Here is a 22871-nt window from a genome sequence, read left to right on the forward strand (position 1 = left end):
ACCGGAGGGCCGATCCGTGACGGACACACGTACTCCGCAAGGTGGATACCCGCCGGCACCCCTTGGTCGGAGGTGCCTGGCGAAGATGCGCCTAGCCTGGCCCCGTGGACCAGCGGCTGAGCGGTGAGTGGCGGGGATGGCGGGCTGCGGCCGAGGAGGCGCTGTACGGGGCGGACGGGTTCTACCGGCGGCCCGAGGGGCCCGCGGCGCACTTCCGCACGTCCGTGCACGCCTCGCCGCTGTTCGCCGTGGCCGTGGCCCGGCTGCTGTGCCTGGTGGACGAGGCGCTGGGACGGCCGGCCGAGCTGACCTTCGTGGACATGGCTGCGGGGCGGGGCGAACTGGTCGCCGGGGTCCTGGACGCGCTGCCCGGGGACGTGGCCGCCCGCACGCGCGCCTGCGCCGTGGAGATCGCCGAAAGGCCCGAGGGCCTGGATCCCGGTATCGAGTGGCTGGCCGAGCCCCCGCAGGAGATCACCGGGCTGCTGTTCGCGAACGAGTGGCTGGACAACGTGCCGGTCGAGGTCGCGGAGGCGGACGGCGAGGGCGTGCCCCGGCTGGTCCTGGTCCGGCGGGACGGGACCGAGCGGCTCGGGGAGCCGGTCACGGGAGCGGATGCCGCGTGGCTGGAGCGCTGGTGGCCGCTGTCCGCCGAAGGGGCCCGGGCCGAGATCGGCGTGCCCCGGGACACCGCGTGGGCCGCCGCGGTCGCCGCCGTCGAGCGCGGGCTGGCCGTCGCCGTCGACTACGCGCACCGCGCGGACGCCCGGCCGCCGTTCGGGACGCTCACCGGATTCCGCGCGGGCCGGGAGTGCGCTCCCGCGCCGGACGGCTCCTGCGACATCACGGCGCATGTGGCCCTGGACGCGTGTGCCCTGCCGGGGGCACGCCTGTCGACCCAGCGCGCCGCGCTGCGAGCCCTCGGGATCACCGGCGCGCGCCCCCCGCTCACCCTCGCCTCCACGGACCCGACCGCGTACGTACGCGCCCTCGCGCACGCCGGAGCCGCCGCCGAACTCACCGCGCCCGGCGGCCTCGGCGACTTCGGCTGGCTGCTCCAGCCCGTGGGCATCCCGGAGACGGCCATCGAAGGGCTCGAAGGCTCCTAGGCCACCAGGACTGGTAGGCCGCGAGGGCTGGAACGACGCGAAGGCCAGAAGGGCTCAAGGGCCTTGGAAGGAGCTCGACGGCCTGGAACGGCTCGGCGGCCCCGAAGGCTCGGCGAAGCTACTTGTCGATGTCCCCGACCACGAAGAACATCGACCCCAGGATCGCCACCATGTCCGCGACCAGCGTGCCCGGCAGCAGCTCGGTCAGCGCCTGGATGTTGTTGTACGAGGCCGAGCGGAGCTTGAGCCGGTACGGGGTCTTGTCGCCCTTGCTGACCAGGTAGTAGCCGTTGATGCCGAGCGGGTTCTCGGTCCAGGCGTAGGTGTGGCCCTCGGGTGCCTTGAGCACCTTGGGCAGGCGCTGGTTGACCGGCCCCGGCGGCAGCTCGGCCAGCCGGTCCAGGCACGCGTCGGCCAGGTCCAGCGCGTTGTGCGTCTGCTCCAGCAGGCACTCGAAGCGGGCCAGGCAGTCGCCCTCCTGCCGGGTGACGACCCTGAGGGTGTCCTGGAGTTCCCCGTAGGCCAGGTACGGCTCGTCCCGGCGCAGGTCGAAGTCCACGCCGGAGGCGCGAGCGATCGGCCCGCTGACGCCGTACGCGTGCACGGTCTCCGGCGCGAGGACGCCCACGCCACGGGTGCGCCCCCGGAAGATCTCGTTGCCGAGCACCAGGTCGTCGAACCGGTCCATACGGGAGCGCACGTCACGGACGGCGGTACGCGCGCGTGCGGTCCATCCGGCCGGAAGGTCCTCCTTGAGCCCGCCGACCCGGTTGAACATGTAGTGCATGCGGCCGCCGGAGATCTCCTCCATGACGTTCTGCAGTTCCTCGCGCTCCTGGAACGCGTAGAACACCGGCGTGATGCCGCCCAGCTCCAGCGGATAGGAGCCGAGGAACATCAGGTGGTTGAGGACCCGGTTCAGCTCCGCGAGCAGCGTGCGCATCCACACGGCGCGCTCGGGCACCTCCATGCCGAGCATCCGCTCGACGGCGAGGACCACGCCCAGCTCGTTGGAGAAGGCGGAGAGCCAGTCATGGCGGTTGGCCAGCATGATGATCTGGCGGTAGTCGCGCGCCTCGAACAGCTTCTCCGCACCGCGGTGCATATAGCCGATGACCGGCTCCGCGCGCCTGATCCGCTCGCCGTCCAGCACCAGCTTCAGCCGCAGCACACCGTGCGTGGACGGGTGCTGGGGCCCGATGTTGAGCACCATGTCGGTGCTCTCCGCGGCGCCGCCGATACCGACCATGGTCTCCGTCGTAGGAGTCATGGACCCAGTCTCTCGTACGTACGCTTGCGCCATGGAGACGGGGACGGTGAAGGCGGGCGGGGAGCCCCTCTGGACGGGTCTGCCGCCGGGGCTGCTGAGAATGCGCCGGATGCTGCTGCTGGTGTGGCTGGGACTGGCGACCGTGGTGGTGGCCCTGCTGCCGGGGTTGCTGGCCGGGCCGGTGTGGGCGCTTTTCGCAGTGCTGCCGCTGGCCGGGCTCGCCTGGGGCTGGGTGCTGCTCGGCCGCAACTGGCGCTCCTGGCGGTATGCCGAGCGCGCCGACGACCTGCTGATCAGCCGGGGCGTGCTGTGGCGGGAGGAGACCGTGGTGCCGTACGGCCGTATGCAGCTCGTGGAGGTGACGTCCGGGCCCGTCGAACGGCACTTCGGACTGGCGAGCGTCCAGCTGCACACGGCCGCCGCCGCGACCGACGCCAGGATCCCGGGGCTGCATCCGGCCGAGGCGGAGCGGCTGCGGGACCGGCTGACCGAGCTGGGCGAGGCCCGATCGGCGGGGCTGTGAGCGACGGCGGGGCTGTGAGCGACGGCGGGGCACAACCCGGCATATCCGGGGGGCAGCGCGGCGCCGAGCGGCGGCTGCATCCCGTGACCCCGCTGCGGCGCGCCTGGGCGCCGGTCGCCGTGGTCGTCGGCTGGGCCGTGCACGATCCGAACCAGGCCCAGGAGCAGCTGGCGAGACTGACCGCGACCGCGCTCCTCATCGGACTCGCGCTCCTCGTGCCGGCCGCCGCCCTGTACGGCTTCCTCAGCTGGTGGTTCACGCACTTCTCGGTGACCGACACCGAACTGCGCATCCGCACGGGCCTGCTGTTCCGCCGTACCGCGCACATCCGACTTGACCGGCTGCAGGCCGTCGACGTCACCCAGCCGCTGCTGGCCCGGCTCACGGGTGTCGCCAAGCTGAAACTGGACGTCATCGGCACCCACAGGAAGGACGAACTGGCCTATCTCGGCCAGGCGGAGGCGCGGGCGCTGCGGGCCGAGCTCCTCGCCCGCGCGGCCGGATTCGCCCCCGAGACGGCGCACGAGGTCGGAGAGGCGCCGGTACGGCGGCTGCTGCACGTGCCTCCGGGCGACCTGGCCGTCTCGCTCCTCCTCATCGGCGCCACCTGGGGCTCTCTGCTCGGCGCCCTGGTCGTGCCGACGCTGGTGTGGCTCGGCACGCACAGCGTGGGGGCGGTCCTGGCCGCCGGGGTGCCGTTGCTCGGCGGCGCGGTCACCAGGTCGGCGGGGCGTTTCGTGCGCGCGTACGACTGGACGGTGGGTGAGTCGCCGGACGGGCTCCGTATCGACCACGGGCTGCTGGACCGGTCGCACGAGACGGTGCCGCCGGGGCGCGTGCAGAGCGTACGGATCGTGGAGCCGCTGCTGTGGCGGAGGCGCGGCTGGGTCCGGGTCGAACTGGATGTGGCGGGCTCGTCCAACTCGGTGCTGGTGCCGGTCGCCCCGCGCGCGGCCGCCGAGTCGCTGATCGCCCGGGTGCTGCCCGGGGTGACCGTGCCGGCGTCCCTGTCCCGGCCGCCGCGGCGCGCGGCCCGGTGCCTGCCTGTGTGGTGGCGCGGCCAGGGGCTGGCCGTCACCGAGACGGAGTTCGCCGCCCGGCACGGCCTGCTGCGCCGCACCCTGTCCCTCGTCCCGCACGCCAAGGTGCAGAGCGCACGGCTGACGCAGGGGCCGTGGCAGCGGCTGTGGCGGGTCGCCGACATGCACCTGGACACCGGCGCGAACAAAACGGTCACGGCGCGCCTCAGGGGCGCCGAGGAGGCGGCGGCGCTGCTGTACGCGCAGGCGGACAGGTCGCGCACGGGGCGGCGGGACGCGCTGCCGGACCGGTGGATGGCCTCGTAGGCGACAGCGCCGCGACGTGACGACGTGAGGGGCGGCGGCACCTGGCGTGCCGCCGCCCCTCATCCACGTCCTGCGGGTTCAGGAGGCCGCGCTCCGCAGCCCCTGCACATCGATCCGCTCGGTCTCGTCGTGCGCCGTCAGGTCGATGACCTGGCCGACGGCGCGCGCCTCGGGGTCCGCGGACTTGAAGCCGGACTCGGACTCCGCCTTGTGCACCGCGAGCGCCTCCTGGCCCACGACGTCCGCGAGGTCCTCGTTCTGCACGGATTCCAGGCTCTGCCGCGACTTGGTGCCGAAGAAGTCGAACCCGCCCTCGACGGCCGGGCGCGGACGCGGGGCCGACGGCACGACGGCCACGGCGGTCGGCACCGTGAAGTGACCGGTGGTGTGGGCCGGCGTCGCGGCGGGAGGCCGGGGCTGCGGTTCCTGCGAGGCGGCCGGGGGCTCCTGCTCGGGGGCCGGCTCGGCCTCGGCCTCGGGGGCGGCCTCGGCCTCAGGGGTGGTGGCCTCCAGGGCCTCCGGGGCGTCGGGGTCGGCGGAGGCGCGCTCGCCGCCGTCGTCGTCCGGGTCGTCCTTCGTCGGGGAGTCCTTCTCGCTCGCCGCCCCGGCGTCCGGCTCTCCGGCCACGCCCCTGGTCCCGACCCGGGCAAGCCGTGCCAGCGCCTCGTTGGCCGCCGCGAAGAGCGCCGGGCCCTCCGGGGAGAACGCCCGGGGCACGGACGGCGCCGGCCCGGCGTCCTTGTCCGGCTCGGTGGCGGGCGCCTCGGCGACCGGTGCGGACAACTCCGGCGAAGCGGGCGCGGCCTCGATCGCCAACCGGCGGCGGCCCTCCAGGGCGCTCGCGCGCTCCGTCTCCGCCGTGGCGTACCGCCGCAGCAGGGCGGCGTGTTCGTTGCGGAGATTGGCCAGTTCCGTGCGCTTTGCCCGGAGCCGCTGCTCCAGTTTGGCGCGCAGTTCGCGCGACTCCTCGAGGTCGGTCTCCAACTCGGCGACGCGCTCCTCGTGACGCCATTCGTCGCTCGCCCGCGCGCGTGTGAGGTCGGCGACGCGTTTGCCCGCGGCCAGATCCCAGCGGCGCATGACGACCGAGCCCAGAATCGTCGTGACCGCGGCACCCGCGGCCAGCCCACGGAGCACCAGCGGCTCCGTGAACAACCAGGGCCCCACGGCGCAGACGACCGAGACGCCTGCGATCACCGAAGGAGGCAACAGCCTGTGCAAGGGTGGGGAATGACGGTGACGTCCACGTGGCATGGCCAGAAACTTACCGCGCGTAGGCGAATGATGGTGCCACCCCCGGTAAAAACACGGCCACACCGCAGCGTTCACACAGTCCTACCGGCTCGGAATGGGAACAGGCGGCTTGCGAATCCACGCGATTCCCTTCGGCGCCGATACGCCGACGATCTTGTCAGCGGTCCCCGGGGCGGGTGCCGACCGCCCTGCCAGGCCCTTCCCCTGGCACGGCAGTCCTCTTCCCGGGGCCGCCGGGACCCCTTTCAAGATCATTTCTCGGGAGGCCGGATCTCGATCTCCGGCCCGGGCTTCCGCGCCCGAAAGCGAGTCGGGGGAGCCCGACCCGCCCGTCTTGGGATTGCGCGGAATTCCCGTCCGAACCGCCGCCTATTCGGCCGCTCAGCGGTCGCTGAGCCGTCCGCTCAACCACTGCAGCGCGGCCGGGATCTCACGCCGCCAGGTGTTGAAGTTGTGGCCGCCGCTGTCGAGGATGATCGACGAGATCCGGGTCGGCTTCTTGGCCTTCACCGCGTCTATGAACTGGAGCGTGGACTTGTAGTCCTTCTCGCCGGCCTTGCTGCTGGTGACGAGCAGTGAAGTGTCGGGAGCCTTCAGGTGCTTGATGCACCACATCAGGTCGGCGCGGTTCTCCAGGTCCTTCTTCCCGCCGAACAGGTCGCCCGTGGTCGGGTCGACCGCCGCCTTGTAGTACGGCGACAGACCCGCCCCGGCGGCGTAGGTGAGCGGGTGGTGCATCGCCATCTTCAGCGCGCAGTAGCCCCCCGTGGAGTCGCCGATGATGCCCCAGCCGTAGGGGATCGGACCCACCCTGTAGTGGGACCGGACCGCGTAGGGGAGTTCCTTCCCGAAGAACGTCTCCGTCTGCGGTCCACCCGGGATGTCCGCGCACTCCGTGTCCCGCGGCGGCGCCACGGTCGGGCGCATCATCACCAGGATCATCGGCTGCATCTTGCCCTTCTTGGCCAAGTCCTGCGCCGTCTGCGGGTAGTGCAGCCCCTTGACGAGCGCCGCGGTCGTCCCCGGGTAGCCGGTGAGGACGACGGTCACCGGGAACGTCCTCGCGCGGTACTGCGGCTGGAAGTACTCGGGCGGCAGGTACACCAGTGCCGATGTGGCGATGTGGGTGCCACTCCCCGTTATGGCGACCTTCTGGATCTGGCCGCCGATCTGCGGCTGCCCGCCGCCCGGCACGGGCACCGTCTGGGTGCCGATGACCTGGAGGGGCCCGCCGCCCGACCCCGCGGTGCCACCGGCGAGGACCACGCCCTGCTCGTTCTCCTGGCCGAACAGATCCGCCCAGCTGGCGTAGAAGCCGAAGGTCTGGTTGGCGAAAAGCCCGAGGGACGCGAAGATCGACAACTGGGTGGCGAACAGCAGACCGATCCGTCCGCCGACGGCCCGCCAGTTCCGTCGTGCCAGACGTGGCCAGTACCACACCGTGCCGACGAACAGCAGCACGGCGAACACGATCGCCAGCGCCAGCACCTTGTTGCTCGTGAGACCCATGGGCTCTTTCCTGCCTGCGCTTTCCATACGGCCGCGGGGCCCGCCCCCGCGGTTTCGCCGATCCTTGCCCCGGACTTTCCAACGGCTTTGAACCAGCTTTGTGATGGGGAGTGAACCTCTCTCCCCGAGACACCGTCCTAGAGGGCGCAATGTCGCCGGATGCCCCGATCGGCACCGGGCTCAAGGTCTCTCGCAGAACTACGGGATGCGATGTCTGTCAGGATAGATGGGGAAAAGTCGGGTGAGGTTCCGGAGCGATCACGTGTGGTGCGCCGCATACTCCGCGGCCCGCGTCCGGAGGCCGTGCCCACGCTGATCGCCAGGGCCTGCACCCTCGTGGGAGTCCTGGACATCGCCGGTGGCGTGTTCCCCCGCTTCCGGCACAGCCGTATGCACCGCATGGCCGAGGTCCTGCCCGGCTCGTTCGGGCCCTTCGCCGCGGCCCTGTCCCTGAGCGCGGGCGTCCTGCTGCTGCTCCTGGCCCACGGGCTGCGCCGGCGCAAGCGCCGGGCGTGGCGCGCCGCGGTACTGCTCCTTCCGGCGGGCGCCGTGTCGGAGTACGTCTACCGCCACTCGCTCATCGGCGTGCTCATCGCGGTGGCCCTGCTGGTGCCGCTGCTGCGCCACCGAAGCGAGTTCGCGGCCCTGCCCGACCCGCGCAGCCGCTGGCGCGCACTGGCCAACTTCATCCTCATGGGCGCCGGTTCCGTGGGTCTGGGCCTGGTCATCGTCAGCGTCCACTCGCACCGCATGGTCGGTGACCCGAGCCTGTCCGACCGCCTCGAGCACGTCCTGTACGGCCTGTTCGGCTTCGAGGGCCCGGTCGACTACACCGGCAACACCTCCTGGACGGTGGGCTTCTCCCTCGGCGCGCTCGGTCTGATCACCGCGATCACCACGATCTACCTGGCGTTCCGGCCCGAACACCCGGCCGCCCAGCTCACCGAGGAGGACGAGGCACGGCTGCGCGCCCTGCTGGACAAGCACGGCAGTCGTGACTCCCTCGGCCACTTCGCACTCCGCCGTGACAAGGCGGTCGTCTTCTCACCGAGCGGCAAGGCGGCGGTGACGTACCGCGTCGTGTCGGGCGTGATGCTGGCGAGCGGCGACCCGATCGGCGACGTGGAGGCCTGGCCGGGCGCCATCGAGCGGTTCATGGACGAGGCCAAGGCGCACTCCTGGACGCCCGCGGTCGTGGGCTGCTCGGAGACGGGCGGCGAGGTGTGGACCCGCGAGACCGGCCTGGACGCCCTCGAACTGGGTGACGAGGCGGTGGTGGACGTCAGGGATTTCTCCCTCTCCGGGCGCGCGATGCGCAACGTGCGCCAGATGGTGAAGCGCATCGAGCGCGCCGGTTACGAGACCCGCGTACGGCGCATCCGTGACCTCGGCGAGGGGGAGCTGGAGCGCATACGTCGGGCGGCCGAGGACTGGCGCGGTACGGACACCGAGCGCGGCTTCTCCATGGCGCTCGGCCGTGTCGGGGACCCGGCCGACGGTGACTGCCTGATCGCGACGGCCCACAAGGCCGACGCCGAGGCGGGGCCGTACGGCGACCTCAAGGCCGTCCTGCACTTCGTCCCCTGGGGCACGGACGGGGCCTCCTTGGACCTGATGCGCCGCGACCGCTCGGCCGACCCGGGCATGAACGAACTGCTGATCGTGGCCGCGCTGCAGGCCGCCCCGAAGTTCGGCATCGAGCGGGTCTCGCTGAACTTCGCGATGTTCCGCTCGGCGCTGGCCCGCGGCGAGAAGATCGGTGCGGGGCCCGTACTGCGGGCGTGGCGGGGGCTGCTGGTCTTCCTCTCCCGCTGGTTCCAGATCGAGTCCCTCTACAAGTTCAACGCGAAGTTCCAGCCGCGCTGGGAGCCGCGCTTCATGGTGTACGCCTCCACCCGCGACCTCCCGCGCATCGGCTTCGCGGTCATGCAGGCCGAGGGCTTCGTGAACCTGGCCCTCCCCCGCGTCCTGCGTCGCACGTCCCGGGCCCCGCGCCCGTGCGCGCACGGCCTGGCGGAACGCGGAGTACGGACCCCCAGCCGCGCCTGACAAGCCCCGACAGGCCCGGCCCGGGCCCCGATCTCCTGGGGCCTCACCGGGCCGTCCCCCGAGCCCCCGCAGCCGGCCCGCCGTGGCGGTCACCCGCCCCCGGAGCCGGGTGCGGGGGCTCGGGCCTCTCTTTGCCACGCCCCCGACGCCGAGCTGATCCGAAAGACAGGCCCCGGGGGCCTACGCTGAACGTATGAGCACGAAGAGTGGGCGGGGCCGCGTGGCCGGTCTTCCGGTGTGGGACCGCTGTGCGGTCATGGGGGTCGTCAACGTCACCCCCGACTCCTTCTCCGACGGCGGCCGCTGGTTCGACACCACCGCTGCCGTCAAGCACGGCCTCGATCTGGTCTCCGAGGGCGCCGACCTCGTCGACGTCGGCGGGGAGTCCACCCGCCCCGGTGCCACCCGTGTCGACGAGGACGAGGAACTGAGGCGGGTCATCCCCGTCGTGCGCGGCCTCGCCTCCGAGGGCGTCACTGTCTCCGTCGACACCGTGCGCGCCTGTGTCGCCGAGCAGGCGCTCGCCGCCGGAGCCGCCCTCGTCAACGACGTCAGCGGCGGCCTCGCCGACCCCGCGATGATCCCGGTCGTCGCGGCCACGGGCGCCCCCTTCGTGGTCATGCACTGGCGCGGCTTCCTGCAGGGCAGCAACGTCAAGGGCGCGTACGGGGACGTCGTCACCGAGGTCGCGGACGAGCTGCACGCGCGCGTGGAGGCCGTCCTCGAGGGCGGCATCGCCCCGGACCGCATCGTCGTCGACCCCGGTCTCGGCTTCTCCAAGGACGCCGAGCACGACCTCGCCCTGCTCGCCCACCTCGACCGCCTGCTCGGCCTCGGCCACCCCCTCCTGGTGGCCGCCTCCCGCAAACGGTTCCTCGGCCGCGTCCTGGCCGGCCCCGAGGGCGCACCTCCGCCCGCGCGGGAGCGCGACGCCGCCACGGCCGCCGTCTCCGCACTCGCCGCGCACGCCGGCGCCTGGGCGGTGCGCGTGCACGAGGTGCGCGCGACGGCGGACGCCGTACGCGTCGCCCGCGCCCTGGAGGACGCACGCAGGACCGGAACCCCCGAAGGAGCCCGGTGAGCACCGCCCACACCGACGTCGAACAGGTCGAACTGGCCAACACGGCCTTCTACGAGGCCATGGAGCGGGGTGACTTCGAGGAGCTGTCCTCGCTCTGGCTCGCCCCCTCCGACCTGGGCGTCGACGAGGAGTACCACGACCCGGCCGACACCGGCGTGGTCTCCTGCGTCCACCCCGGCTGGCCCGTCCTGACCGGACGCGGCGAGGTCCTGAGGTCGTACGCGCTGATCATGGCGAACACCGACTACATCCAGTTCTTCCTCACCGACGTCCATGTCTCCGTGACCGGCGACACCGCCCTCGTGACCTGCACTGAGAACATCCTCAGCGGCGGCCCGTCCCCCGACGGCGGCGAGGAGCCGGGCCCGCTCGTCGGCCAGCTCGTGGTCGCCACGAACGTGTTCCGCCGCACCTCCGACGGCTGGAAGCTCTGGTCGCACCACGCCTCCCCCGTGCTGACCGAAACCAGTGACGACGAGGAGGACGACTCCGTCTGAGGGGGATGGACGGCCCCCGCGAGTGGGTAGGCGGCCTGAAGTGGTCGGAATCACCTACTCCCGGGTATGGGCGGCTACCTGGCCGTGAGCCACCGTGTTCCCCAGGGGAAACGCCCGACGAAACTTTCTGCCCGTGCCGTCGGCGCGCGCCCTCGTGGCCGACGCTGTCAGTGCTCGCAGGTAGATTCGTTCGAGGCCGGTGTACCGTCCGCACCCGGTGAGAATCGGCCGCTACCGACGATTGCAGGAGTGATTCGCGTGGATCGTGTCGCGCTGCGCGGCCTGAAGGCCTGCGGGCACCACGGCGTGTTCCCCAAGGAGCGCGAGGAGGGCCAGACCTTCATCGTCGATCTCGTCCTGGGCGTGGACACCCGGCCGGCCGCGAGCGCCGACGACCTGTCGAAGACGGTGCACTACGGCGTCGTGGCCGAGGAGGTCGTCGCCCTGGTCGAGGGGGAGCCCGTGAACCTCATCGAGACGCTCGCGGAGCGCATCGCCCTGTCCTGCCTCAAGCACGCCCCGGTCCAGGAGGTCGAGGTCTGCGTCCACAAGCCGGACGCCCCGATCACGGTCCCCTTCGACGACGTGACCGTCACCATCACCCGGAGCCGAGTATGACCGCCTTCTTCGCCGGGGGTCAGAGCGACCCGACCGTCCAGCCGGTGCCCGCCTCCGTCGTGGAGAAAGTGGACGCCGCCGACACCACGCTGCAGAACCCGAAACGGGCCGTGATCTCCATCGGCTCGAACCTGGGCAACCGCCTGGAGAACCTCCAGGGCGCGATAGACGCCCTGGAGGACACGCCGGGCGTCCGCGTCAAGGCGGTCTCGCCGGTGTACGAGACCGAGCCGTGGGGTGTGGCGCCGGGCAGCCAGCCGGCGTACTTCAACGCGGTGGTCGTCGTGAAGACCACCCTGCCCCCCTCCTCCCTGCTGGAGCGGGCGCACGCAGTGGAGGAGGCCTTCCACCGGGTGCGTGACGAGCGCTGGGGGGCCCGCACGCTGGATGTGGACATCGTCGCGTACGCCGACGTGGTCTCCGACGACCCGGTGCTCACGCTGCCCCACCCGCGCGCCCACGAGCGGGCCTTCGTCCTCGCGCCCTGGCACGACCTGGACCCCGAGGCCCAGTTGCCCGGCCGCGGCCCGGTGGCACACCTGCTCGCCGCCCTCACCCGCCACGGCGTCACGCCCCGTGGCGACCTGGAACTCCGGCTGCCCGAGTAGTCGTTAAGGTCTACCGGGCCGGGGCCTCCCGGATCACCGCCCCGCGCGATCGACGGCCGGGCCGACGAAGGGACATCGTGAGAGAGCTGCGCATCAGGACACTGGTGGCGGTGTTCGTGGTGGCCGGAGTGCTGTCCTGGGCGGGCGCCCGCCTGTGGGACGCCGTGGGCACGCTGCCCCGGGTCCCGCTGGCCGCGCCCGTCGTCCTCGCCCTGATCGCCGTGGTCCTGCTGGCCACGGCGCTCTCCCTGCGCTCCCGTCTCAAGGCCCAGCGGGAGCGCCAACAGGACGCGAAGGGCGTCGACCCGCTGATGGCGGCCCGCGCGGTCGTCTTCGGCCAGGCCAGCGCCCTGGTCGCGGCCCTGGTCGCCGGGATGTACGGAGGCACTGGCGTCTTCCTGCTGGGTTCCCTGGACCTGCCCTCCCGTCGCGACCAGGCCATCTACGCCGGCTTCTCGGTCGTCGCGGGCATCGCGGTCATAGCGGCCGCCCTGTTCCTTGAGCGGGTCTGCAAGCTCCCTGAGGACGACGACCACGACGGCAACACGGCACCCGTCTCCTGACGGGGCGGCGCTGAGGGCGCTGAGGGCGGTCAGCGCGCCAGTATCAGGCTCATCGCCTCGGCGCGCGTCGTGGCGTCCCGCAGCTGGCCGCGCACGGCCGACGTAGTCGTCTTGGCGCCCGGCTTGCGGATGCCGCGCACGGACATGCACATGTGCTCGGCCTCGATGACGACGATGGCGCCCCGCGCCTCGAGGATGCGCATGAGCGAGTCGGCGATCTGCGTGGTGAGTCGTTCCTGCACCTGCGGCCGACGTGCGAACACCTCGACGAGACGCGCCAGCTTCGACAGGCCGGTGATCTTTCCGCTCTCGGCCGGGATGTAGCCGATATGGGCGACACCGTGGAACGGCAGCAGGTGGTGCTCGCAGAGGGAGACGATCTCGATGTCCTTGACCAGGACCATCTCGTCGTGGCCCAGATCGAACGTCGTCGTCAGTACGTCCTCGGGCTCCTGCCTGAGCCCGGCCAGGAGCTCCCGGTAGGCCCGCGCCACCCTGCCCGGCGTCTCTCGCAGCCCCTCCCGGTCCGGGTCCTCCCCGACCGCGATGAGCAGTTCCCTCACGGCGTTCTCCGCACGCTTCTCGTCGAACTCGCCGATCGTGCTCTCGCCGTTCAGCGTCACCGGGTCGGTCATGTGGTGCCTCGTTCCTGCGCCTGTGACGCGCACGGGTCGCGCGTCTCATCTGCGGCCCCACCAAAACCGGCCGCGCCCCCCAGGCTAGAACCCTGGGGGGCGCGGCCGAAATTCCGGGACCGGTGGGACCCGTGTTCAGTTCTCGCGGCGGTCCTCCGGAGACGCCTCCGTGGAGACGGACTCCGCGGCGTTCGCGATCGCCGGGGTGGCGCCGTTCGACCCGTTCGTCAGTGCGAGCTCCTTGGGGGAGAGCACCGGCGGGCGGGTGGACGGCGTGCGGCGCGAGGAGCCGGTCCAGGCGGGCCGCGGCGGGCGCTTCACGATCGGGGCGAAGATCTCGGCGATCTCCTCCTTGCCCAGGGTCTCCTTCTCCAGCAGCTGGAGCACCAGGTTGTCGAGGACGTCGCGGTTCTCGACCAGGATCTCCCAGGCCTCGTTGTGCGCCGTCTCGATGAGCTTCTTGACTTCCTCGTCCACCAGCGCGGCGACCTCTTCCGAGTAGTCGCGCTGGTGAGACATCTCACGGCCGAGGAACGGCTCGCTGCCGTCGCTGCCGAACTTGATCGCACCGAGGCGCTCGGTCATGCCGTACTGCGTGACCATCGCGCGGGCCAGGTTGGTGGCCTTCTCGATGTCGTTCGCGGCACCGGTGGTCGGGTCGTGGAAGACGAGCTCCTCGGCCGCGCGGCCGCCCAGCATGTAGGCCAGCTGGTCCAGCATCTCGTTGCGGGTCGTGGAGTACTTGTCCTCGTCCGGGAGGACCATCGTGTAGCCGAGGGCGCGGCCGCGGGACAGGATCGTGATCTTGTGGACCGGATCGGAGTTCGGCGAGGCCGCCGCGACCAGGGCGTGGCCGCCCTCGTGGTACGCGGTGATCTTCTTCTCCTTGTCCGACATGATCCGGGTCCGCTTCTGCGGGCCCGCGACCACGCGGTCGATCGCCTCGTCCAGCATCCGGTTGTCGATCAGCTTCCTGTCGCTGCGGGCCGTGAGCAGGGCCGCCTCGTTCAGGACGTTGGCGAGGTCGGCGCCGGTCATGCCGGGGGTGCGGCGGGCGACGGCCGACAGGTCGACGTCCGGGGCGACCGGCTTGCCCTTCTGGTGGACCTTGAGGATCTCCAGACGGCCCTGCATGTCCGGGCGGTCGACCGCGATCTGACGGTCGAAGCGGCCGGGACGCAGGAGGGCCGGGTCGAGGATGTCGGGGCGGTTCGTGGCCGCGATGAGGATCACGCCGCCCTTGACGTCGAAGCCGTCCATCTCGACGAGCAGCTGGTTCAGGGTCTGCTCGCGCTCGTCGTGACCGCCGCCGAGGCCGGCGCCGCGGTGGCGGCCGACCGCGTCGATCTCGTCGACGAAGACGATCGCCGGGGCGTTCGCCTTGGCCTGCTCGAACAGGTCACGGACCCGGGAGGCACCGACACCGACGAACATCTCGACGAAGTCGGAACCCGAGATCGAGTAGAACGGGACACCCGCCTCACCGGCGACGGCACGCGCGAGCAGCGTCTTACCGGTACCGGGCGGGCCGTAGAGCAGGACGCCCTTCGGGATCTTCGCGCCGACCGCCTGGAACTTGGCCGGCTCCTGCAGGAACTCCTTGATCTCCTGGAGCTCCTCGACCGCCTCGTCCGCACCCGCGACGTCCGAGAACGTCGTCTTCGGGGTGTCCTTCGTGATGAGCTTCGCCTTCGACTTGCCGAAGTTCATCACCCGGGAGCCGCCGCCCTGCATCTGATTCATCAGGAACAGGAAGACGACCACGATCAGGACGAAGGGCAGCAGGGAGAGCAGGATGCCGACGAAGGGGTTCTGCTTGGACGGCGAGACCGTGTAGCCCTTCGGGATCTGCTTGTTCTGGTACTTGTCCTGCAGGGTGTTCGCCAGGGTCACGCCCTGGTCGCCGATGTAGCTCGCCTGGATCTTGGAGCTGCCGTCGACCTTGACGCCGTCCTTGAGCGAGACCTTGATGACCTGCTCGTCGCCGGTGGTCAGCTTGGCCGAGTCGACCCTGTTGTCGTTGATCGCCTGGACGACCTTGCCGGTGTCCACCGTTTTGTAGCCGCCTGAAGAGCCGACGACCTGCATCAACACGACCACGGCAAGGACGGCCAGCACGATCCACATGACCGGCCCACGGAAGTATCGCTTCACGTCCATCCATACGGAGCGGTGCCGCCCCGTCCCTCCTGCCATAGTGAGTTTGATAAAAACAGTTCTTCCGACGGTACCCCAGGATCGCCACCCTCAGCCGCAGGGGACTGCCGGCAATACCGCCCACGCATCTCCAACGGCGCGAAACCCGTTGTGGTTCCCGAACGTCTTACAAAGACCGCAATCCGGGGTCCGGCCGCCACGCGGGCGGCCGGAAGTGCCGGGGCCGCGGCGGGTTCAGCCGCCGTAGACGTGGGGCGCGAGAGTACCGACGAACGGGAGGTTGCGGTACTTCTCCGCGTAGTCCAGGCCGTAGCCCACGACGAATTCGTTCGGGATGTCGAATCCGACCCATTCGACGTCGATGGCGACCTTGGCGGCGTCCGGCTTGCGCAGCAGCGTGCACACCTTCAGCGACTCGGGCTCGCGGGAGCCGAGGTTGGAGATCAGCCAGGACAGGGTCAGCCCCGAGTCGATGATGTCCTCGACGATCAGGACGTGCTTGCCCTTGATGTCGGTGTCGAGGTCCTTGAGGATCCGCACGACGCCGGAGGACTGCGTTCCCGCGCCGTAGGAGGACACGGCCATCCAGTCCATCGTGACGGGGGTGGACAGCGCCCGGGCGAGGTCGGCCATGACCATGACCGCGCCCTTGAGAACGCCGACGATCAGCAGGTCCTTGCCCGCGTACTCCGCGTCGATCTTCGCGGCCAGCTCGGCCAGCTTCGCGTCGATCTCTTCCTTGGTGATGAGCACCTGCTTGAGGTCGGCACCCATGTCTTTCGCGTCCACCCGCATCACTTTCGGTCGTCCCGCCGCTTCGATTGCTGGCGCGCGTCCGGGGACGCCGTGCCGCCGTTGAGGGCCGACCGCGGCCGGTTCACCCGCGCGGCGGCAGCCGCACGGCGACTACAGCCCTCGCGGCGTGCCCGCGCTCTTCCTCGCGACAGCGGCGCGGCCCCTTGGCCCGCTCGCCTGGCTGACCGACCCCCCGAGGGGCGGCCGGGCGCCTCCCGCAGGGGGCGTGTTCTCAGCCTTGCCGAATCACCAGTCTGCCACCCTGCCGCTGGGCGACGACTTTGCCCGGGAGATTGATGGCCCCCTGGCCCCGCCAGCCGGTGATCAGCCGGTCGACCTCCTCGATGTGCCGGGCGAAGAGGGACCCGGCCGGGGCGCCCGCCTCGATGGCGGCGCGGCGCAGGATGCGGCGGCGGACGGCGGGGGGCAGCGCGTAGAGCTTGGCGCACTCCAGGAGCCCGGAGGCGTCGCGGACGGAGGCCTCGGCCTGGCTGGCCCAGGCGTCCAGGGCGTCGGCGTCGTCGCGGGAGAGCTGCGCCGTGCGGGCGAGGGCTTCGACGACGCCTTTGCCGAGCGCCTTCTCCAGGGCGGGCAGGCCCTCGTGGCGGAGCCGGGAGCGGGTGTAGGCGGGGTCGGTGTTGTGGGGGTCGTCCCAGACGGGCAGCGACTGGGTCATGCAGGCCTTGCGGGCGGTCTGCCGGTCGATGTGGAGGAAGGGGCGGCGATAGCGCCCTCCGGCCCCCGAGACCGCGGCCATCCCGGACAGGGAGCGGATGCCGGAACCGCGGGCGAGGCCCAGCAGGACGGTCTCGGCCTGGTCGTCGCGGGTGTGCCCGAGGAGGATCGCGGCCGCACCGAGGCGGTCTGCGGCGGCGTCCAGGGCGGCGTAGCGCGCGTCGCGGGCGGCGGCTTCGGGTCCTCCGTCACGGCCGACGGTGACGGCGACGGACTCGACGGGGTCCAGGCCCAGCTCGCGCAGGCGCAGGACGACCTCGGCGGCGCGCAGGTCGGAGCCGGGCTGCAGGCCGTGGTCGACGGTGATGCCGCCGGCGCAGATGCCGAGCTTGGGTGCTTCGAAGGCGAGGGCGGAGGCGAGCGCCACGGAGTCGGCGCCGCCCGAGCACGCCACGAGCACGAGCGGCGCGGACGGGCGCTCGTGGGGCCGGCGGCCGACGGTCACGTGCTCTCTCGGCCGCTCGGCGGTCTGCTCGGTCAGGATGTCGTGGAGGACGCGGCGGACCGCCAGGCGTATCGCCGCGACCGCGGGATGGGGACCCATGTCCGGTTCCCTTCATGAAGTTGTGTCGGGGGGTGAGCCCGAGACCGGTCACACAGAGTGTGTAGATGGTGACAGAAACGGGCCGTTCCCCGAGCATTGCACGCCAGTCCCAGGCTCACGGTCCCTCGGAAGGGTGATTGGCGGAGCGTTGACCTGCCGACGGCCGGATTACTTCACTCCGGATTCATGGCTCTCACTCCGGGTTCACGATTCCGCCCTGCGGTGCACCCGTGCGACCCAGTCCGCCGGTTTGGCGATCTCCGCCTTGGTCGGGAGGGTGTTGGGGGAGGTCCACACACGGTTGAAGCCGTCCATGCCGACCTGCTCGACGACCGCCCGCACGAACCGCTCGCCGTCGCGGTACTGCCTGAGCTTGGCGTCCAGGCCCAGCAGCTTGCGCAGGGCCAGGTCCAGGCGGGAGGCGCCCCTGGCACGGCGCTGCTGGAACTTCTCGCGGATCTCGGCGACGCTCGGGACGACCTCGGGTCCGACGCCGTCCATCACGAAGTCGGCGTGTCCCTCCAGGAGCGACATCACCGCGGTGAGCCGGCCGAGGATCTCCCGCTGGGCGGGGGTCTGCACGAGTTCCACGAGGGAGTGACCGTCGTCGCCCTCCTCACCCTCCGGGCGCCCCCCGGCGAGCGACTGCACGGCCTCCCTGATGCGCTCCAGGATGGTCATGGGATCGATCTCGGTCTCCCCCAGGAACGACTGGATCTCGCCCTCCAGGTGGTCGCGCAGCCAGGGCACCGCGGTGAACTGCGTGCGGTGCGTCTCCTCGTGCAGACAGACCCAAAGACGGAAGTCGTGCGGCTCCACGTCCAGCTCCCGCTCGACGTGGACGATGTTCGGCGCGACCAGCAGCAGGCGGCCACCGCCGTTCTCACCGGCGGGCAGCTCGCGGGTGGGCGGGGCGAAGGTCTCGTACTGGCCGAGCACCCGGCTGGACAGGAACGACAGCAGCATCCCCACTTCCACGCCGGTGACCTTGCCGCCGACGGCGCCGAGGACGGCACCGCCGGGAGTGCTGCCGCGGCGCTGCGACATCTTGTCGAGGAGGGGCTTGAGGATCTCCCGGAACCCGGCGACGTTCGCCCGGACCCAGCCGGGGCGGTCCACGACGAGTACCGGGGTGTCGTGCACACCCTCTTCACCCATACGAGTAAAGCCCCGGACATGTTCCTCCGAGGCCTTCGCGTGGCGGCGCAGCTCTGCGACGACGGCCCGGGCCTCGTCGCGGCTCACTTCGGGGCCCGGCCGCACGAGCCGGGTCGCGGTCGCCACCGCGAGATTCCAGTCGACCATCCCAGGAGATCCGGCACCACCGATGCTCGTCATGTGTCAACGGTACGTGAGCACTGCCGCTGGGGGCAGGGTCGAAAGAGCTCGGCCGGGGCTGAGCCCCGGTCGGGCTGTGCCCGGTGGTGTGGGCTTGGCCGCCCTCCCCCGAGGTCGTCAGCCGCAGCCGCAGGACGCCAGGGTCGCTGCCGTGTGGTCCAGGGCCGTTCTCGCAGTCGTCTGGTCCATCGAGCCTTCCGTCAGGAACGCGAACGCCAGGAGGTGGCCGTCCGCGTCGACGACCGTTCCGGCGAGCGTGTTGACGCCGGTCAGGGAGCCCGTCTTGGCGCGGACGAGGCCGACGCCGGAGTGTTCGGCGGCGTCCGCGTAGCGGTCGCTGAGGGTGCCCGTGAAACCGGCCACCGGCAGACCCGTGAGGACGGCGCGCAGCTCGGGGTGGGACGGGGAGGCGGCGGTCGCCAGCAGGGTCGTCAGCAGGTCCGCGGTGAGCTTGTCGTCGCGGTCGAGGCCGCTGCCGTCGTCGAACTGCGAGCCGCCGACCGGGAGGCCCAGCTTCTTCAACTGGGCGGAGATCGCCGCCGCGCCCCCCTCGAAGCTCGGGCGGCCGCCGGTGGCGAGGGCGGTCTGGCGGGCGAGGGCCTCGGCGATGTCGTTGTCGCTGTTGGTGAGCATCCGCTCGACGACGGCGGACAGAGGCGGTGACTGGACGGAGGCCAGCGCCTCGGCGCGCGCCGTGGCCTTCGCCGGAGCGGGCTGCGAGGCCCTGATGCCGCGGCCCTGGAGCAGTCGGGCGAACGTGCGGGCCGCGTCGGCCGCCGGGTCCGTGCCGCGCGGGGCCGGTCCGCTGGAGGTGTCGTCCGTACGGCCCTCGTCGGCCATCAGGGCGGTGACCGGGGCCAGGTTGTCGTTGACACCGATGGGGTGCAGGGCCGGGCCCGTGAACAGGGAGGTGTCGTACGAGAGGGTCACCGAGGTCAGGCGGCGCGTCTTCAGGGCGGCGGCGGTGTCGTCGGCCAGGGTGCGCAGACTCGCCCAGCCCCCGCCCTGCTCGCGGGCGGTCAGCGTCGGGTCGCCGCCGCCGATGAGGACCAGGTGGTCGCTGCCGGGCTCCAGCACCGCGCGCGTGGTGAAGCGGTGGTCGGCGCCCGCCGCGGAGAGCGCGGCGACGGCCGTGGCGATCTTCGTGGTCGAGGCGGGGGTCAGCGCGTCGTCCCCGCCCTTGGCGTACAGGCGCTTCCCGGTGGCCACGTCGACGACCGCGGCGCTGCGCCGGTTGCCGAGGGAGGGGTCGCGCAGGAGCGGATCGAGCACGGCGGCGAGGGGCTTGTCCTCGGGGGCGGACTTGGTGGTGGCTCCGCCGAGGGCGAGGAGCACGGAGGCGGCGCTCGGCGCGGGAGCGGGCGCGTCCGCCGCCGTACCGGCCCCGTGATCTGCGCCACCCCGGCGGTCCCACGCTGCGGCGAGCTCACGCTCGGCCGTACGCTGGCCGGAGGAGTCCCAGGGACCGGCGGCGGTCACGGCCCCGGCCGCGAGCGCGAGGCCCGCGGTGGCGGCGACGGCCGCCAGCTGCGGGGTCGTCAGCCTCCCGTAGGGCGGGCGTACGGCGCGCGCGATCCGCGCGGCGTGCGGTTTCGCCGCCCCGGTGATTCGCGTCACACCAGGTCGGGCGGTTTCGGTGATTCGCCGGGCGCGGGGTTCCACGGCCTGGGCCATGCGCGTGAGGTGCGGTTTCACGGCCTGCGCGACCCGTACCAAACGTGGTCCCGCGGCCCGCCAAGGCCCCAGCTCCGGCACGACCACCAGCCCCTTTCGCGACCACACTCCTGCGTGAGGGACACTTAACCACCAGAACTATGTGCTGATCATGGAGGAGCCACCGGTGGAGTTCGACGTCACGATCGAGATCCCGAAGGGTTCGCGGAACAAGTACGAGGTGGACCACGAGACCGGTCGTATCCGCCTCGACCGTCGACTCTTCACCTCGACCAGCTACCCGGCCGACTACGGCTTCGTGGAGAACACCCTGGGTGAGGACGGCGACCCGCTGGACGCTCTGGTCATCCTGGAGGAGCCGACCTTCCCCGGCTGCCTCATCAAGTGCCGGGCCATCGGCATGTTCCGGATGACGGACGAGGCGGGGGGCGACGACAAGGTGCTGTGCGTGCCGGCGTCCGACCCGCGCGTGGAGCACCTGCGGGACATCCACCACGTCTCCGAGTTCGACCGCCTGGAGATCCAGCACTTCTTCGAGGTCTACAAGGACCTGGAGCCCGGCAAGTCCGTCGAGGGCGCCGACTGGGTGGGCCGGGTGGACGCCGAGGCCGAGATCGAGCGCTCGTTCAAGCGTTTCAAGGAGCACGGCGGTCACTGACCCCCTCCCGACCTCCAGCGGGCCGCGTGACCCTTCCGGGTGACGCGGCCCGCTGGCGTAGGTGCGCATACTGGGGCGCACGGGAGGTACCCACGGGACACGCGCGCACGGAAGGGCAAGGCAGAAGCAGGTGGCGGAGCCGAACGGGGTGGACCGCAAGCCGCGGTCGGACGAGGCGAAGGGCGTGTTCGCGCCCGACGGACGAGGCGGGAACGAGTCCGCCACGACCGTGGCCTTCGCCGTCCCCGCGAGCGTGGGCGCGCCGGCGGTCGGCGGCGAGTCGTCCACGACGTCGGAGTTCGCGCTCCCCGAGGGCCTGGAGGTACCCGCGGTCGGCGCCGACTCCGAGACGACGTCGGAGTTCGCCCTCCCGGAGGGCCTCCAGGTCCCGCCGCCGCCCGCCGCCGAGCAGGAGGGATCCGCGTTCAGCCCGCCGAGCACCTACAGCGCCCGCAGCGCCCCGCCCGCCTTCACACCGCCCTCCGGGATACCCGCGGTGCGGCTCACCAAGGAGGCGCCCTGGCAGGACCGGATGCGCGCGATGCTGCGCATGCCGGTGACCGAGCGGCCCGCGCCGGAGCCCGTGCAGAAGATCGGCGAGTCGGGTCCCGCCGTGCCGCGCGTGCTCGACCTGACCCTGCGCATCGGCGAACTGCTGCTGGCGGGCGGCGAGGGCGCCGAGGACGTGGAGGCGGCGATGTTCGCGGTCTGCCGGTCCTACGGCCTCGACCGCTGCGAGCCGAACGTCACCTTCACCCTGCTGTCGATCTCCTACCAGCCGTCCCTGGTGGAGGACCCCGTGTCGGCCTCTCGGACGGTCCGCCGCCGGGGCACCGACTACACCCGCCTGCAGGCCGTGTTCCGGCTCGTGGACGACCTCACCGACCCGGAGACCTCGATCTCCCTGGAGGACGCCTACCGGCGGCTCGCCGAGATCCGCCGCAACCGGCATCCCTACCCGGGCTGGGCGCTGACCGGGGCGAGCGGGCTGCTCGCCGGTGCGGCCTCCGTGCTCGTCGGCGGTGATCTGATCGTGTTCGTCGCGGCCGCGCTGGGCGCGATGCTCGGCGACCGGCTCGCGTGGCTGTGCGCGGGCCGCGGACTGCCGGAGTTCTACCAGTTCCTGGTGGCCGCGATGCCGCCGGCCGCGATCGGTGTCGCGCTCACGCTGGCCCATGTTCCCGTGGCCGCCTCCGCGGTGATCACCGGTGGGCTGTTCGCGCTGCTGCCCGGGCGGGCCCTGGTGGCGGGTGTTCAGGACGGTCTGACCGGCTTCTACATCACCGCCGCGGCGCGCCTGCTGGAGGTCATGTACTTCTTCGTGGGCATCGTCGCCGGCGTCCTGGTGGTCCTCTACTTCGGGGTGAAGCTGGGCGCCGAACTCGACCCGAACGCGGCCCTGCACCTCGCCGATCGGCCGGTCGTGCAGATCGTGGCGTCGATGCTGCTGTCGCTGACCTTCGCCGTCCTGCTCCAGCAGGAACGGTCCACCGTGCTGTGGGTGACCCTCAACGGCGGCGTCGCGTGGAGCGTGTACGGCGCGCTGCACTACCCCGGCGGGCTGTCGCCGGTCGCCTCCACGGCTGTCGCGGCGGGGCTGGTGGGCCTGTTCGGGCAACTGCTGTCGCGCTACCGGTTCGCCTCCGCGCTGCCGTACACGACCGCGGCGATCGGGCCGCTGCTGCCGGGCTCCGCGACGTATTTCGGGCTGCTCTCGATCGCCCAGAACAACGTCGACAAGGGCCTGGTGTCGCTGGCCAACGCGGTGTCCCTGGCGATGGCCATCGCGATCGGGGTGAACCTGGGTTCGGAGATCTCCCGGCTGTTCCTGCGGTTCGGGTCCGCCGGGGGGCGCCGGGCCGCAAAGCGGACCCGAGGGTTCTGAGCACCGCCGGGTGCTGAGCGCCG

General features: G+C 71.7%; 20 protein-coding genes. 11 read left to right on the top strand and 9 right to left on the bottom strand.

Annotation, left to right across the window (positions count from 1 at the left end; all coding sequences use genetic code 11):
- Nucleotides 1–104 precede the first annotated feature (104 nt).
- Nucleotides 105–1109 (top strand): SAM-dependent methyltransferase, encoded by a 1005-nt coding sequence (locus ACFYZE_RS03725; RefSeq protein ID WP_388988062.1) that lies wholly within the window; start codon nucleotides 105–107, stop codon nucleotides 1107–1109.
- Nucleotides 1110–1227: 118 nt separating this feature from the next.
- Here ACFYZE_RS03725 and ACFYZE_RS03730 read toward each other — a convergent pair whose 3' ends face one another.
- On the bottom strand, nucleotides 1228–2379 hold the full coding sequence (locus ACFYZE_RS03730) for an NADH-quinone oxidoreductase subunit D (protein WP_388574990.1): 1152 nt from the start codon (nucleotides 2377–2379) through the stop codon (nucleotides 1228–1230).
- A gap of 31 nt (nucleotides 2380–2410) precedes the next feature.
- On the opposite strand from ACFYZE_RS03730, the gene ACFYZE_RS03735 reads away from it, so the two are divergent.
- Both ACFYZE_RS03735 and ACFYZE_RS03740 read left to right on the top strand, forming a co-directional pair.
- The gene (locus ACFYZE_RS03735; RefSeq protein WP_388988065.1) at nucleotides 2411–2902 is read left to right on the top strand and encodes a PH domain-containing protein; all 492 of its coding nucleotides are present in this window, start codon (nucleotides 2411–2413) and stop codon (nucleotides 2900–2902) included.
- A 14-nt stretch (nucleotides 2903–2916) separates the two neighbouring features.
- Nucleotides 2917–4248, top strand: a complete 1332-nt coding sequence (locus ACFYZE_RS03740; RefSeq protein ID WP_388988069.1) for a PH domain-containing protein — start codon at nucleotides 2917–2919, stop codon at nucleotides 4246–4248.
- Nucleotides 4249–4326: 78 nt separating this feature from the next.
- On the opposite strand, the gene ACFYZE_RS03745 is transcribed toward ACFYZE_RS03740, so the two are convergent.
- Complete coding sequence (locus tag ACFYZE_RS03745; RefSeq protein WP_388988072.1) at nucleotides 4327–5502, bottom strand: hypothetical protein; 1176 nt, start codon at nucleotides 5500–5502, stop codon at nucleotides 4327–4329.
- A gap of 381 nt (nucleotides 5503–5883) precedes the next feature.
- On the bottom strand, nucleotides 5884–7011 hold the full coding sequence (locus ACFYZE_RS03750) for an alpha/beta hydrolase-fold protein (protein ID WP_388988074.1): 1128 nt from the start codon (nucleotides 7009–7011) through the stop codon (nucleotides 5884–5886).
- Nucleotides 7012–7221: 210 nt separating this feature from the next.
- Here ACFYZE_RS03750 and ACFYZE_RS03755 point away from each other — a divergent pair, with 210 nt between their 5' ends.
- The 6 genes from ACFYZE_RS03755 to ACFYZE_RS03780 all read left to right on the top strand — a co-directional run bounded on the left by ACFYZE_RS03755 (nucleotide 7222) and on the right by ACFYZE_RS03780 (nucleotide 12427).
- Nucleotides 7222–9060, top strand: coding sequence for a phosphatidylglycerol lysyltransferase domain-containing protein (locus ACFYZE_RS03755; protein WP_388988077.1), 1839 nt, complete (start codon nucleotides 7222–7224; stop codon nucleotides 9058–9060).
- A 193-nt stretch (nucleotides 9061–9253) separates the two neighbouring features.
- A complete protein-coding gene (gene folP, locus ACFYZE_RS03760; RefSeq protein ID WP_388988080.1) occupies nucleotides 9254–10141 on the top strand; it encodes a dihydropteroate synthase in 888 nt (295 codons plus the stop codon).
- Complete coding sequence (locus ACFYZE_RS03765; protein WP_366028031.1) at nucleotides 10138–10638, top strand: nuclear transport factor 2 family protein; 501 nt, start codon at nucleotides 10138–10140, stop codon at nucleotides 10636–10638. Before folP ends, ACFYZE_RS03765 begins: the two co-directional genes overlap by 4 nt.
- Nucleotides 10639–10896: 258 nt before the next feature.
- Nucleotides 10897–11256: a dihydroneopterin aldolase gene (gene folB / locus ACFYZE_RS03770; protein WP_388988083.1), complete on the top strand. Its 360-nt coding sequence runs from the start codon at nucleotides 10897–10899 to the stop codon at nucleotides 11254–11256.
- Entirely contained in the window at nucleotides 11253–11864 is a 612-nt protein-coding gene (gene folK, locus ACFYZE_RS03775) for a 2-amino-4-hydroxy-6-hydroxymethyldihydropteridine diphosphokinase (protein ID WP_388988086.1), read from the top strand. The genes folB and folK overlap by 4 nt, the downstream gene beginning before the upstream one ends.
- A 77-nt stretch (nucleotides 11865–11941) precedes the next feature.
- Nucleotides 11942–12427: a DUF3180 domain-containing protein gene (locus tag ACFYZE_RS03780; RefSeq protein WP_388988088.1), complete on the top strand. Its 486-nt coding sequence runs from the start codon at nucleotides 11942–11944 to the stop codon at nucleotides 12425–12427.
- Between the two features lie 29 nt (nucleotides 12428–12456).
- Here ACFYZE_RS03780 and folE read toward each other — a convergent pair whose 3' ends face one another.
- The 6 genes from folE to dacB all read right to left on the bottom strand — a co-directional run bounded on the left by folE (nucleotide 12457) and on the right by dacB (nucleotide 20392).
- On the bottom strand, nucleotides 12457–13062 hold the full coding sequence (gene folE / locus ACFYZE_RS03785) for a GTP cyclohydrolase I FolE (RefSeq protein ID WP_388988090.1): 606 nt from the start codon (nucleotides 13060–13062) through the stop codon (nucleotides 12457–12459).
- A 135-nt stretch (nucleotides 13063–13197) separates the two neighbouring features.
- Nucleotides 13198–15222 carry an ATP-dependent zinc metalloprotease FtsH gene (gene ftsH, locus ACFYZE_RS03790; protein ID WP_388988093.1) on the bottom strand — a complete coding sequence of 675 codons (2025 nt, stop codon included), beginning with the start codon at nucleotides 15220–15222 and terminating at the stop codon, nucleotides 13198–13200.
- Nucleotides 15223–15453: 231 nt separating this feature from the next.
- Nucleotides 15454–16014, bottom strand: coding sequence for a hypoxanthine phosphoribosyltransferase (hpt, locus tag ACFYZE_RS03795; RefSeq protein ID WP_103840506.1), 561 nt, complete (start codon nucleotides 16012–16014; stop codon nucleotides 15454–15456).
- A 232-nt stretch (nucleotides 16015–16246) separates the two neighbouring features.
- Nucleotides 16247–17293, bottom strand: a complete 1047-nt coding sequence (gene tilS, locus ACFYZE_RS03800; RefSeq protein WP_388988097.1) for a tRNA lysidine(34) synthetase TilS — start codon at nucleotides 17291–17293, stop codon at nucleotides 16247–16249.
- A gap of 204 nt (nucleotides 17294–17497) precedes the next feature.
- Nucleotides 17498–18631 (bottom strand): zinc-dependent metalloprotease, encoded by a 1134-nt coding sequence (locus tag ACFYZE_RS03805; RefSeq protein ID WP_388988100.1) that lies wholly within the window; start codon nucleotides 18629–18631, stop codon nucleotides 17498–17500.
- Nucleotides 18632–18748: 117 nt separating this feature from the next.
- Nucleotides 18749–20392, bottom strand: a complete 1644-nt coding sequence (gene dacB, locus ACFYZE_RS03810; protein WP_388988103.1) for a D-alanyl-D-alanine carboxypeptidase/D-alanyl-D-alanine-endopeptidase — start codon at nucleotides 20390–20392, stop codon at nucleotides 18749–18751.
- 79 nt (nucleotides 20393–20471) lie between these two features.
- On the opposite strand from dacB, the gene ACFYZE_RS03815 reads away from it, so the two are divergent.
- On the top strand, nucleotides 20472–20963 hold the full coding sequence (locus ACFYZE_RS03815) for an inorganic diphosphatase (RefSeq protein ID WP_388988106.1): 492 nt from the start codon (nucleotides 20472–20474) through the stop codon (nucleotides 20961–20963).
- A gap of 130 nt (nucleotides 20964–21093) precedes the next feature.
- A complete protein-coding gene (locus ACFYZE_RS03820; RefSeq protein WP_388988109.1) occupies nucleotides 21094–22848 on the top strand; it encodes a threonine/serine exporter family protein in 1755 nt (584 codons plus the stop codon).
- Nucleotides 22849–22871: the final 23 nt, after the last annotated feature.

It is taken from the genome of Streptomyces sp. NPDC001796 (assembly GCF_042892355.1).
In the GTDB taxonomy this organism is placed as follows: domain Bacteria; phylum Actinomycetota; class Actinomycetes; order Streptomycetales; family Streptomycetaceae; genus Streptomyces.